At 74.3% G+C, this 12,740-nt stretch carries 6 protein-coding genes; 3 read left to right on the forward strand and 3 right to left on the reverse strand.

Annotated elements, in window-relative coordinates:
• Both ABZ297_RS43625 and ABZ297_RS43630 read left to right on the forward strand, forming a co-directional pair.
• On the forward strand, positions 1–1,408 hold a 1,408-nt coding region (locus ABZ297_RS43625), incomplete at its 5' end, for an IucA/IucC family protein (protein ID WP_355359395.1).
• On the forward strand, positions 1,405–2,478 hold the full coding sequence (locus tag ABZ297_RS43630) for a type III PLP-dependent enzyme (RefSeq protein WP_355359398.1): 1,074 nt from the start codon (positions 1,405–1,407) through the stop codon (positions 2,476–2,478). The genes ABZ297_RS43625 and ABZ297_RS43630, both read left to right, overlap by 4 nt.
• 83 nt (positions 2,479–2,561) lie before the next feature.
• Here the strand turns inward: ABZ297_RS43630 and ABZ297_RS43635 are convergent, their stop codons facing one another.
• The 3 genes from ABZ297_RS43635 to ABZ297_RS43645 all read right to left on the reverse strand — a co-directional run bounded on the left by ABZ297_RS43635 (position 2,562) and on the right by ABZ297_RS43645 (position 10,367).
• Positions 2,562–5,816, reverse strand: a complete 3,255-nt coding sequence (locus ABZ297_RS43635; RefSeq protein ID WP_355359401.1) for an ATP-dependent DNA helicase — start codon at positions 5,814–5,816, stop codon at positions 2,562–2,564.
• A complete protein-coding gene (locus ABZ297_RS43640) occupies positions 5,810–8,956 on the reverse strand; it encodes an ATP-dependent DNA helicase (RefSeq protein ID WP_355359404.1) in 3,147 nt (1,048 codons plus the stop codon). Before ABZ297_RS43640 ends, ABZ297_RS43635 begins: the two co-directional genes overlap by 7 nt.
• A gap of 211 nt (positions 8,957–9,167) precedes the next feature.
• Positions 9,168–10,367 (reverse strand): MFS transporter, encoded by a 1,200-nt coding sequence (locus ABZ297_RS43645; protein ID WP_355359407.1) that lies wholly within the window; start codon positions 10,365–10,367, stop codon positions 9,168–9,170.
• A 144-nt stretch (positions 10,368–10,511) separates the two neighbouring features.
• On the opposite strand from ABZ297_RS43645, the gene ABZ297_RS43650 reads away from it, so the two are divergent.
• A partial coding sequence (locus tag ABZ297_RS43650) for a BTAD domain-containing putative transcriptional regulator (protein WP_355359410.1) occupies positions 10,512–12,740 on the forward strand: 2,229 nt, incomplete at its 3' end.

The raw sequence follows: 12,740 nt of genomic DNA on the forward strand, positions 1-12,740 counted from the left end.
GCTGGCGGAGGCCGCCCTGTCCGACCTGCCCTCACCGACCGGCCCGCCGCCCGGCGCGGAGCCCACCGCGTCCGTGCGGCCCGGCGCGGAGCTCGGCGTGCCGCCGCCGGCCGGCGCGGAGCTCGCCGCCGGCGTGGAGTTCGATGTGCCCGCGCCGGGCAACCCCGAGTTCGCCGGGCAGGTGGCGGCGTCCAGGGACGCGGTGGCCGCGATCCTGCGGGCCAGGGCGGACGCGACGCCGCCCGCCGACCCGTGGCTGGCGTCCGAGCAGGCGCTGGTCTACGGGCACGCGTTCCACCCGAGCCCCAAGGCGCGCGGCGGGGACGGCTGGCTGCGCTACGCGCCGGAGGCGCACGCCGACTTCTCCGTGCGGCTGCTCGGCGTCCGGGAGGACGTGCTCGCCGAGGAGGGGGACGCGTCGGCGCTCGACAGGCTCGGCGAGGCTCCCACGGGGTACCGGCTGCTGCCCGCGCACCCGTGGCAGCTCGGCCTGCTGCGCCCGGCCTTCGGGGCGGAGCTGCTCGACCTGGGGCCGGGGCCCGTCGTGGCGCCGACCTCGTCGGTCAGGACGGTGTACGCCCCCGCCGCCGAGTCCTGCCTGAAGTTCAGCCTGGACGTCCGGATCACTAACTGCGTGCGGAAGAACGCCTGGTACGAGCTGGCAGGTGCGGTGGAGCTCACCTCGCGGCTGACCCCGGTCTTCGAGCAGCTGTCCGGCAGGTTCCCCGGCGCGCGCTGGCTGCCCGAGCCCGGGTACCGGTCGGCCGCGCTCGGCTCGCGCCTGCTCGAAGGGCTCAGCGTGATCGTCCGCGCGAGCCCGTGGACGGTCTGCTCCCCCGGCGTCACACCCGTCCTGGCCGGGGCGCTGGCCCTCGGCACGCCGCCCTGGGACCCGCCGGCCTGGTGGTCGGCGTACGTCTCGGCGGTGGTCCCGCCCGTGCTCGAGCTGTTCTTCACGCACGGCGTGGTCCTGGAGCCGCACCTGCAGAACGTCCTGGTGGGGCTGGACCCCTCCGGGCTGCCCGTCGAGGCGGTCTTCCGTGACCTGGAGGGCGCCAAGCTGGTCGCCGGCCGCCACGACCTCACCGGCCTGCACCCGAGGGTGGCCGAGTCCCTCACCTACGACGCCGAGCGCGGCTGGGCCAGGGTCGTCTACTGCCTGCTCGTCAACCACCTGACGGAGATCGCCGCCACCGTGGCGGGCGACGACGACGCGCTGCTGCGCGAGCTGTGGCACATCGCCAGGGACGTCCTGGCCGGGCGGGCCGACGCCCTCGGCCGGCCGCTGCCGCTCTCCGACCTGCTCGCGGGCGCTCCGCTCCCGGCCAAGGCGAACCTGGGCGTGCGCTGGTCGAGGGCCGCCGATCGGGCCGCCGGTTACGTCCCGATCGCGAACCCGCTCGCATGATCGCGCCACGGGCCCTCGAAGCCGCCGTGCGCCTGCCGGACGTCCCCGCGTACGTCTACGACCTGCCCGCGCTGGACGAGCACGCCGCGCACGTCCGGCGGGCGCTGGCCGGCACCGAGCTGTACTACGCCGTCAAGGCCAACCCGGACGCCGAGCTGCTGCGCGTGCTCGCCAGGCACGTGGACGGCTTCGAGGTGTCGTCGGGCGGCGAGCACGCGCACGTCAGCGCCCTGTTCCCGAACCGGCCGCTGGCCCTCGGAGGCCCCGGCAAGACCGACGCCGAGCTGCGTCTGCCGCACCACCGCATCCACGTGGAGTCGCCGAACGAGCTGCGCCGCCTCCTCGCGACCGGCGGGGAGGCGGACGTGCTGCTCCGGACGAACCCGGATCTGCCTGTCGAGGGGGCGGCGCTCACCATGAGCGGCCCGTTCGGCATGGACGACGCGGGAGTCCAGGAGTGCCTGCCGCTGTTCACCGAGCGCGTGCGGCTGCGCGGCCTGCACGTCCACCTGGCCAGTGGTCTGGACGCCCCCCAGCTCCTGCGGCTGGCGGCGACCCTGCTGGACACCGGCCACGACGAGGTCAACCTGGGCGGCGGGATGGCGGTCTCCTACGCCGATCCCGGTGCCCGGTTCGACTGGGCCGGGTACGGCAGCGGGCTGGCCGCGCTGCGCCGCCCGGGCCGGCGGGTGCGCATCGAGCCCGGCAGGGCGCTGACCGCGTACTGCGGCTCGTACGTGACCAGGGTCGTGGACGTGAAGCGGGTGCGCGGCGAGGTGTACGCGATCCTCCTGGGCGGCACCCATCACCTGCGCACGCCGGTGACGAAGGGCCACGACCAGCCGTTCACGGTGCTGCCCACGGGCGACGGGCCGGGGGTGACGGATGAGCCGGTCACCCTGGTCGGCCAGCTCTGCACCCCCAAGGACGTATTCGCCCGAAATATCAGGACTTCTGTTCGGGTGGGCGACACGGTGGTGTTCGGGATGGCGGGGGCGTACGCCTGGAACATCTCCCACCACGACTTCCTGATGCATCCCAAACCGCGCTTCCACTACCTGTACCGATGATCAGGAGGAGGTCGGCGCCGCGTGCCGCGCTCGAGAGGGGGTGGGCGGGCGCCACCGGGCCGTCCGCGGTCGCGGGGGCGCGCTCAGGAGGCGGCGGGGACCGCTTCGATGAGGGCCACCAGGCCGTCCGTGTCGAGCAGGTTCACCGGGCGGACGGTCCGGTTCGCGCGCACGTAGTGGAAGGCCGCGCCGACCCGCTCCAGCGGCACCCCCGCCAGGTGCGACCAGGCCAGCCGGTAGGCCGCCAGCTGCACGGACGCCGCCCTGGCCGCCTTCCCCCTGGGCGGCTCGCCCGTCTTCCAGTCGACGACCTCGTAGCGGCCGTCGGGCAGCTCGAAGACGGCGTCCATCCGGCCGCGCACCAGCCGGTCGGCGATCATGGTCTCGAACGGCACCTCCAGGTCGAGCGGCCGGCGCTCGGCCCACTCGCTCTCCTCGAACCGCTCCTGCAGCTCCGTCAGCCGGACGTCCGCCTCCTCCAGCTCGTCCTCGAACAGGTCGAAGTCGTCGATCAGCCGCTGCTGGTCCCAGCGCGTCTCCAGCCACTTGTGGAAGGACGTGCCGCGCCGCGCCAGCGGAGCCGGCTTGCCCGGCACCGGGCGGCGGATCCTGCGCGCCAGCTCGCGGGCGTCGGTGGCCAGCGTGACCAGCGACGAGACGGTCAGCTTGGACGGCAGCTCGACCGTCGTCGAGCCGCGCCGCCTGTTCAGCTCGCGCTCGCGTAGCAGCAGGTCCGTGTCGCGCTCCCAGGCTCGGACACGTTCCTCCTCGAACGAGCGCAGCGGCTCGTCCTCGGCCTCGGGCAGCGTGCCCGCCAGCGCGGCCTCCACCAGGCGGGCGCCGTCGAGCACCGACTCGTACCGCAGCCCGTCGGGCGTGACCGGCCAGGTGGCCTCGGCGGGCTCGGCCAGCAGCGGGTTGGCCGCCCCCTCCACCAGCTCGGGGGCCCAGAACGCGACCCGGTCGGCGCTGTCGCGGATCTCCAGCAGGAAGTCGGACGGCTCCAGCGGCTTGGTCGCGCTCCCCCAGCGGTAGCCGGAGGCGATCAGGTGGTAGTGGGCGCGGGTGACGGCGACGTAGGCCAGCCTCCGCTCCTCCATCAGGTCGCGGTCGCGGCAGCTCTCGTCGAACGCGGCCAGCTGCTCCTTGGCCAGCCCGCCCAGCCGTGGCAGGTCGGCGGCGTCGCCGCGCAGCGGGTAGGGGAGCTTGCGCGGGTTCTCCGTCCAGCGGCTGTTGGTGACGGGCGTGGCGGGGAACATGCTGCCGGTGGCGATCGTCCCCTTGGAGGTGACGAGCTGCGACAGGCCTGGCACCACCACGACCGGCCACTCCAGGCCCTTGGAGGCGTGCACCGTCATCAGCTTGACGCTGTTGCTCTCGCCGACCCGGCCCGCCTCCAGCCCGAACTCCTCGCTCTCGGCCGCCTCGAGGTAGGCGAGGAACGCGCCGAGCGTGGGGTCCTCGGCGTCGCCCGCGAACCTGGACGCGGCGTCGAGGAAGGCGTCGAGGTCGGCCCTGGCCGCGAACGCGCCCGACGCGCCGCCCCTGGCCGCCACCTCGATGTCCAGGCCGAGCCGGCGTTCCACCTCGGTGATCAGGTCGGGCAGCGGCTGGGCGGTGTGCATCCGGAGCTGGCGCAGCTCCTGGGCCAGCGCGACCAGCCTGGTCCTGGCCAGCGGCGAGAAGGACTCCAGCCACGTCTCGCGGTCGGGCAACTCGTCGAGCGCGTCGACGAGGCTGCCGCGCTCCTCGGCCAGGTCGGCGACCACCTGGTCGAGCGGGTCCTGCTCGCGCCCGCCGGTACGGGTCTCGCGGGTCAGCTCGCGGGCGTACTCGCCGAGCACCCGCAGGTCGGCGGGGCCGATGCGCCAGCGCGGCCCGGCCAGCAGCCTGGCCAGCGCGTCGCCCGCCGTCGGGTCGTAGAGCGCCCTGAGCGTGGCCACGATGTCGCTGACCTCGGGCACGGTCAGCAGCCCGCCCAGGCCGACCACCTCGACCGGGATGTCACGCTCTTCGAGCGCCCTGCGCAGCGCGGGGAACTGCGACCGCTTGCGCGCCAGGATCGCGACGTCCTGCGGCTGGAGGGCGAGCGTCTTCTTACGCTCCTTCTCGCCCCAGGGGAGGCCGTCGGGGGCGACCTCCTGGCCGAGGATCCTGGCGACGCCCTCGGCGACCCATCGGGCCTCGTCCTCGGCGGTCTCGTGGAAGGCGCAGGTGACGCGGCCCCTGTCGACCCGGTTCGGCCCCGGCACGAGGACCGGGACCTCGCGCGCCTCCATGCGGAGCGGCAGCTGGACGCGGGCGGCGACGTCGAGGACGCGGTCGCCGTTGCGGAAGCTGACGCTGAGCTGCCTGACCGGGGCGAGATCGCCGGTGTTCGTGCGGAAATCCTGGGAGAAGCGGCGGAGGTTGCCCGCGGACGCGCCGCGCCAGCCGTAGATCGACTGGCAGGGGTCGCCCACCGCCGTGACCGGGTGGCCGTTGCCGTACAGGCTTCGCAGCAGGACGAGCTGGGCGTGGCTGGTGTCCTGGTACTCGTCGAGCAGCACCACGGAGAAGCGGGACCGCTCGATCTCGCCGACCTCCTTGTGGTTGGCGGCGATCCTGGCGGCCAGCGACATCTGGTCGCCGTAGTCGATCACCTCGCGCCCGCGCTTGAGCCGTTCGTACGCCTCCACCAGCGGCAGCAGCTGCTCCCTGGCCCCCTGGACGGTGACGGGCCTGCGCTGGGCGATCGTGGTCCTGCCGGGCAGGCCGTCGAGCATCCCGGTCAGCCACTCGCCCACCCGCCGCACGTCGGACGCCGTGCGCAGGTGCTCCGACAGCTCGCCCGCCAGCTCCAGGACGGCCGCCGTGACCGACGGCGGGCCCAGCTCGATCCTGTCCATCGGCCCGTCGTACATCGCCACCACCCGCGACGCGAGCTGCCAGGAGACGGCGGGCGTGACCAGGCGCATGGTCGGCTCCAGCGCCTCGCGCAGCGCGTGGTCGGTGACCAGCCGGGCCGCGTACGCGTGATACGTGGAGACGGTCGGCTCGTTGTCGAGCAGCTCGGGCTCGACCAGGCCCGCCTCCGCCAGGCCGTTCAGCCGCTCCCTGACGCGGGTGGCCAGCTCGGCGGCGGCCTTGCGGGTGAACGTCAACCCCAGCACGTTCTCCGGCCTGACCAGGCCGTTGGCCACCAGCCAGACGACCCGCCCGGCCATCGTCTCGCTCTTGCCCGAGCCGGCGCCCGCCATGACGACCATCGGTTCCAGCGGCGCCTCGATCACGGCGGCCTGCTCGCGCGTGGGCGGCAGGATGCCGAGCTTGCCCGCGAGCTCCTCGGGGTTCAGCACACCTGCCCCCCGCTGTCGTTGACCGGGCAGCTCGCCCTGGCCGCGCAGGTGCGGCAGCCGTCGTTGACCTTGGCCTGGAAGAACGGGCCCGACATGCCGATCGCCACGGTGTCGACGAGGTCTCCGGCCCAGCCGGGGTCCTTGTCGTCGGCGAGCGCGCCCTGTTTCTGCTCCAGCGCCTCGTTCTTGCCCGCGGCCTTGCCGAGCTGGACCAGCGCGGCGCCGCCCGGCTCGGTCATGCCGTGCCTGGCGAACGCGCCGAGCAGCGCGGCGAGCTGGTAGACGCCGAGCTGCGGGTGCCGGCCGAGGTCGCCCGGCCTGGGCTTGGAGCCGCCGGTCTTGAGGTCGATGATCACCGCGCGGTTCTCCGAGTCGCGCTCGACGCGGTCGACGCGGCCCTTGATCTCGACGTTCTCCGAGACCCTGGCCGTGAACGCCTCCTCCAGGGCCACCAGCTCGCGCGGGTTCTCCTGGTGCCAGCGCAGGAACTTGCCGATCATCTGCTCGGCCACCTGGCGCTGCTTGCGGTTGAACCAGACGCCGCCGAAGTCCAGCTCGTTCCAGATCTCGTCCAGGCGTTTGCCGAGGAGATCCTCGCTGGGCAGGTCGGTGGCGGCCAGCACGGCGAGCGCGTGGATGACCGTGCCCAGGCCCTGGGCGGAGCTCGTGCCGGCCGCGCCCACGGCCGTCTCCAGCAGCCAGCGCAGGCCGCACTTGGTGAAGTTCTCCACGGCGGACGGGGAGATCCTGACGATGTCGTCGGGCCAGCTCAGCGGGCGGTCGTCGGAGATCGGGGTGAGCGCGTACCAGTCGTTCGGGTGGGCGCCCTGGACGCCCGCGGTGGCGAGCCTGGCGAGCTGCCTGGCGGCCTTCTGCCGGACCATGGCCGGTTTGGTGGGGTCGGTCACCGCGCTGCGCAGGTCGGCCACCAGCGCCGACATGCTCAGCCAGCGCGCCCGGTCGTCGCCGGTGGCCGCCTCGACCGCGCCCGGCATCAGCTCGGCCAGGAACCTGGAGGGGCGCTCGTCGGTGTCCTCGCCACCGACAGCGGTCACGACCAGCCTGCGGCGGGCCCGCGTGGCGGCCACGTAGAACAGCCTGCGCTCCTCGGCCAGCAGCTTGGACGCCAGCGACGCCGCGTTCGGCTCCGCCCCCTCGACCAGCTCGACGAGGTCCTCCACGCCCAGCATCGACCCGCGCAGCCGCAGGTCGGGCCAGACGCCCTCCTGTGCGCCCGCGACCACGACCACGTCCCACTCCAGCCCCTTGGAGCGGTGCGCGGTCAGCACCCGTACGGCGTCGCCGTCGGGCGCCCGGTCGGCCAGCGTGTCACCGGGGATCTCCTGCGACGCCAGATGGTCGAGGAACACCTCGGCGCCTGCTCCGGGTGTGCGGTCCACGAACCGGGCCGCGTGGTCGAAGAGCGCGACCACGGCGTCGAGATCCCGGTCGGCCTGCGCGCCCCGCGCGCCGCCGGCCAGGCCCAGGGCGGTCCAGCGCTCGGCGAGCCCGCTGCCCTGCCACACGGCCCACAGCGTGTCCTCGGCGGTGCCCTGCGCCCGCAGCGCCTCCCTGGCGGTGCCGAGCAGCCTGGCGACCCGTTCGGCGGGCAGCGCGACGTGCGGCTCGATCCGGGTCAGCTCGCGGGCGTCCTTCAGGGCCGCCACCAGCAGCTCTCCGGACGAGCGCGCCGGGAAGCCCAGCGTCTCCTGCTCCTCCTCGGGGGCCAGGGCCTCGTTCTCGGCGATCTTCAGGGCTCGCCGGAGGCGGCGGACGCCGATCATGTCGGTGCCTCCGAGGGGGCCGGTGAGCAGCTCCTCGGCCACCCCCTCGTCCAGCTCGCGGGGGTCGAGCGCGACCCTGAGCATCGTCAGCAGGGGACGCACCCCCGGCTCCTGGGCGATGGGCACCTCGTCACCCGCCACCATCGTCGGCACCCCGGCGCTGACCAGCGCCCGCCTCAGCAGCGGCACCTGCCTGGAGGCGGACCGCACCAGCACCGCCATCCGGTGCCACGGCACCCCGTCGATCAGATGGGCCCGGCGCAGCGTGTCGGCGACGATGGCGGCCTCCTGGCTGGTGCTGTCGGCCAGCAGCACCCGCACCTCGCCCGCCTCCACCCCGTCGCCGGGCAGCAGCTCCCGGTGCCCATGGGCCCTCCCCCGCTCTCCCACGGGGTCGGGCAGGGGCGCGGCGGGCAGGCGGGCGGCGACGCGGCGGGACGCCTCCAGCAGGTCGGGGCCGCTGCGGCGGCACACGCGCAGCGCCATCACCGGGGCGTCCTTGCCGTCGCGGGTGCGGAAGCGTTCCGGGAATTTCAGGATTCCGCGGACGTCCGCGCCTCGGAAGCCGTAGATCGACTGGTCCGGGTCGCCGACGGCCACCAGGTCGCGGCCGTCGCCGGCGAGCTGCTGCAGCAGAAACTCCTGCGACGGGTCGGTGTCCTGGTACTCGTCCACGAACACCACGTCGTGCGCGGCCCGCTCCCGCCTGCGCACGTCGGGGTCGGCCAGCACCCCGGCCGCGGCCCTGATCAGCTCGGCGTAGTCGAGCGACGGCTCCGGGTCCAGGTCGAAGCGGACCTGGTAGCGCTCGGAGAAGCGGCCGGCCGCGACCCAGTCGGCCCTGCGGTGCCGCCTGCCGAGCGCGACCAGGCGCTCGCCGTCGAGGCCGCGCTCCTCCGCGCGGGCCAGGAAGTCGCGGAGCTCCTCGGCGAAGCCGCGGGTCTTCAGCGGCTCACGCAGCGAGACGGGCCAGGCGCGGGCGCCGTCCTCCAGCTCGCCGTGCAGCAGCCGCCGGATCTCCAGCAGCTGCTCGGGGCCGGTCAGCAACCGCGGCGGGGCCTCGCCCGCCAGCACCGCCTCGCGCCGCAGCAGCGCGTAGGCGTAGCTGTGGAAGGTCAGCGCGAGCGGGGTGCGGGTCGTGCGCCGCAGCCGCGCGGTGACGCGCTCGCGCAGCTCGCCGGCGGCCTTGCGGCTGAAGGTGAGGATGAGCACCCGCTCGGGATCGACGCCGCGCCGCTCGATCCGGTCGACCACGGACTCCACGATCGTGGTGGTCTTCCCCGTTCCGGGGCCCGCGAGGACGAGCAGCGGCCCGCTCCCGTGCTCGACCACCGCGCGCTGGTGCTCGTCGAGCACAGGGACCGCAACAGGCCCGCCGCCCCTACGTCGCACCAACCGCCAGGTCTGACCACTCACAGCACTAGATTCCACCAGACCACAGGGGTAGATCGTGCCGACTTGACCGGTCACCCCGGCGATCTGCCCAAAAGTACCGGGGCAAATCACCAGAATCCCGCCGACACACCGGAGCGCTGTTCCGAAGAGAAGTGCGCGATCAGACTGCCTGTCAGCGGCGCTGCGCCGGGAATCCGTGGGTCCGGGCGGCGAGCACCACCGCGAGGACCGGCGCGAGGAGCACGAGCGTGCTCCAGGCGAACGAGGTCGAGCCGAACACGTCGAGAAGCACGCCGCCGACGATCCCGCCACCGGCCATGGCCGCGTTCCACAGGGTGACGAGCAGGGCCTGCGCCGCGTCCGCCGCGTCGCCGCCCGCGTCACCGGCGGCGGTCTGCAGCAGGGTCGGGGCGCCGCCCCAGCCGAGCCCCCACAGCGTCACCGCGACGTAGACGAGGGCGGTACTGCCGGCCCACAGCGCCAGGACGGCGGCGGCCACGGCGACCAGCAGCGCGCTGGCGACGGTCAGCGCGCGCAGGCGGCGGTGGATGTGCGCCCCCACGATCCCGATGCTGAGCAGGGAGGCGACGCCGAAGACCAGCAGGATCAGGTCGGTGGACGCGCCCATGCCGAGCCCGTCGAGGAAGGTGGCGATGTAGGTGTAGAGGATCGTGTGGGCCAGGACGAAGACGAGGGTCACGAACAGGACGGGCGCCACGCCGGGGACACTGAGGACGCGCGGCCTCGGCGCCTGCCCGTCCCGGCGCCGGCCGGGGAAGTCCGGGACGACCGCGATGATCCATCCGAACAGGACGACGGTCAGGCCAGTCATGATCAGGAACGCGATCTGCCAGCCGAGCGCCGCGCCGAGGAACGTCCCCGCCGGGACACCCAGCGACAGGGCGAGCGGGATGCCGGCCATCGCGATGGCGATCGCCCTGCCCTGCAGGTGGGCGGGCGACATCCGGCGCGCGTACCCGGCGAGCAGGGACCAGGCGAGCCCGGCCGCCACCCCGGCGGCGAACCTGGCCGTCATGGTCAGCAGGTAGGACGACGACAGCGCCGTGACGGTGTTGGCGACGGCGAACGCCGCGACGGTCGTCAGCAGCAGGCGCTTGCGCCGCCACGCCGCGGTGGCGGCGGTCAGCGGGACGGCGGTCAGCGCGGTCCCGATCGCGTAGATCGTGACGGCCTGCCCCGTCGCGGACTCGCTGACACGCAGGCCGGCGCTCATCGCGGGCAGCAGGCCCGCCGGCAGCGTCTCGGTCAGGCTGGTGATGAAGACGGCCGTGGCCAGCGCCAGCAGCGCCGACAGGGGCAGTCTTCGGCCGCTCTGACCTGGGGAGGCGGGGTTCAGCGCCGCGTTGCGCATGGTGGTTGGTCCTTGCTGTTGCCGTACGTGAAGGTCGAGCCGATTCGCTCCGCCCGCTGACAGCGACGACTGTGCCGGGGGGCGCTTCGGACGTGCTGATGGTCCGCTGACGGTCCGCCGCGGCACCGTGTGTACGGTGCTGGCATGCGGTTTGGCGTGCTCGGTCCACTGATGGTGTGGGACGGCGCGGGAGAGCCGGTCAGGATTCCCGAGGCGAAGGCCCGGGCGCTGCTGGCCGATCTGCTGGTGCACGAGGGACAGCCGGTCTCCGCCGACCGGCTCATCGACGACCTGTGGGGCGAGCAGCCGCCGAGCAAGCCCGCCAACGCCCTCCAGGCCAAGGTCTCCCTGCTGCGCCGAGCTCTCGGTCGAGACCGCGTGCTGCGCCAGGCATCCGGCTATCGGCTCAGTCTCGGCGGCCCCGGCGACGAGGTGGATGCGGACCGGTTCCGCTCGCTGGTGGCGCGGGCCCGCGCGATGGAGGACCCGCGGGCGCGGGCCGCGCTGCTCACCGAGGCGCTGGAGCTGTGGCGGGGGCCCGCGTTCGCCGACTTCGCGGACGAGGAGTTCGCGCGGGCGGCGGTCGAGCGCCTCGCCGACCAGCGCCTGACCGTGCTGGAGGAGCAGGCCGAGGCCCGTCTGGAAGCGGGCGACCACGGCCTGCTCGTCGGGGAGCTCGCGGACCTGGTGGCGCGTCATCCGCTGCGGGAGCACCTGCGTGCCGTCCAGATGCGGGCGCTGTACCTGGCGGGCCGCCAGAGCGAGGCGCTCGCCTCGTACGCCGAGCTACGGCGGCTGCTGGCCGACGAGCTGGGCCTCGATCCGAGCCCCGAACTCGCCGTGCTGCACGAGGCGATCCTGCGTCAGGACGCCTCACTCCTCCCGGCACCGGGACCGGGTCACGCCGCCCTCCCCACGCCCGCCGTGCCCGCCGTAACGGCCGAAACGATCGGGGCTGCCGGGCGGCCGCGGTCGAATCTGCCGGTCCCGCTCACCACTCTGGTCGGCCGCGACCAGTGCGTGGACGAGGTCGTCCACCTCGTCAGGTCGGCGCGCCTGGTGACACTCTCGGGTCCGGGCGGGGTCGGCAAGACGCGGCTCGCCACGGAGGCTGCCACCCGCCTCGCCACCTCCGCCCCTGCCGACACCGTCGCTGCTGACGGGAGCTTTCCGGACGGGGTGTGGCTCGTCGAGTTCGCCGGGCAGCGCGGGGGGCTGGCGGAGCTGGCGCAGGAGATCTCCGCCGTGCTCGGTATCCGCGACCTCGTGCCGTCCGGGGTGCCGTCCGGGGTGCCGTCCGGGGTGCCCGGAGCCGGCGCGTCCGCCGGGCCCGCCGACCGGCTCGCGGCGGTGCTGCGCGACCGGCGGCTGCTCCTCGTCCTCGACAACTGCGAGCAGGTGGTCGAACCGGCCGCCGCGCTCACGGAGCTCTTGCTGCGCACCGCCACCGGGCTGCGGGTCCTGACCACCGGCCGAGAGCCGCTGGGGCTCACGGGCGAGGCGGTGTACCTGGTCGAGCCGCTTCAGGAGGCCGACGCGGTACAGCTGTTCGCGGCCCGCGCCGCCGAGGCCGCCCCCGGGTTCTCGCCGGCCGGAAGCCGCGAGGCCGTCGCGGAGATCTGCCGCCGTCTCGACGGCATTCCGCTCGCCCTCGAACTGGCCGCGACCCGAGTCCGGGCGCTCGGAGTGGAAGGGCTGGCGGCGCGGCTCACCGACCGGTTCCGGCTGCTCACCACCGGCCAGCGGGGCGCGCCCGCGCGCCAGCAGACCCTGCGGGCGATGATCGACTGGAGCTGGGAGCTGCTCAGCGCGCCCGAACGCGTCGTGCTGCGCAGGCTCGCCGTGCACATGGACGGCTGCTCCCTGGACGCGGCCGAGGCGGTGTGCGCGGGTGACGGCGTGCGCCCGGCGGAGGTCCTCGACCTGGTCACCCGGCTGGTCGACCGGTCTCTCGTGGTGATGGTGGAGGGGGTGGCGGGGCCGCGCTACCGCCTGCTGGAGTCCGTCGCCGCGTACGCCAGGGAACGTCTGCACGAGGCGGAGGACCCCGCCGACACCCGTGACCGGCATCTACGCCACCACCTCCAGCTCGCCGAACGCGCCGAGCCGCACCTTCGCGACCGCGAGCAGCAGACCTGGCTCGACCGTCTCGACGCCGACTCCGCCAACCTGCGCGCGGCCCTCGACGAGGCGATGAGACGATCAGCCGCAGAGGAGGCGGCGCGGCTCGCCGGGGCCCTGTGCTGGTGGTGGCTGCTGCGCGGCCGCTTGCACGAGGCCGCTTGGACGATCACCGGGCGGCGCTGCGACTGGTGGAGACGGGCATCGGCGTCACCGTCCTGCCGCGCCTGGCCGTTGCGGAGCTCCCCGACG

The organism is Nonomuraea sp. NPDC005983 (genome assembly GCF_040614375.1).
GTDB lineage: Bacteria > Actinomycetota > Actinomycetes > Streptosporangiales > Streptosporangiaceae > Nonomuraea.

Coding starts and splice junctions, on each gene's coding strand:
- ABZ297_RS43630 (WP_355359398.1), top strand. CDS start 1,405: ATGATCGCGCCACGGGCCCTCGAAGCCGCCGTGCGCCTGCCGGACGTC.
- ABZ297_RS43645 (WP_355359407.1), bottom strand. CDS start 10,367: ATGCGCAACGCGGCGCTGAACCCCGCCTCCCCAGGTCAGAGCGGCCGA.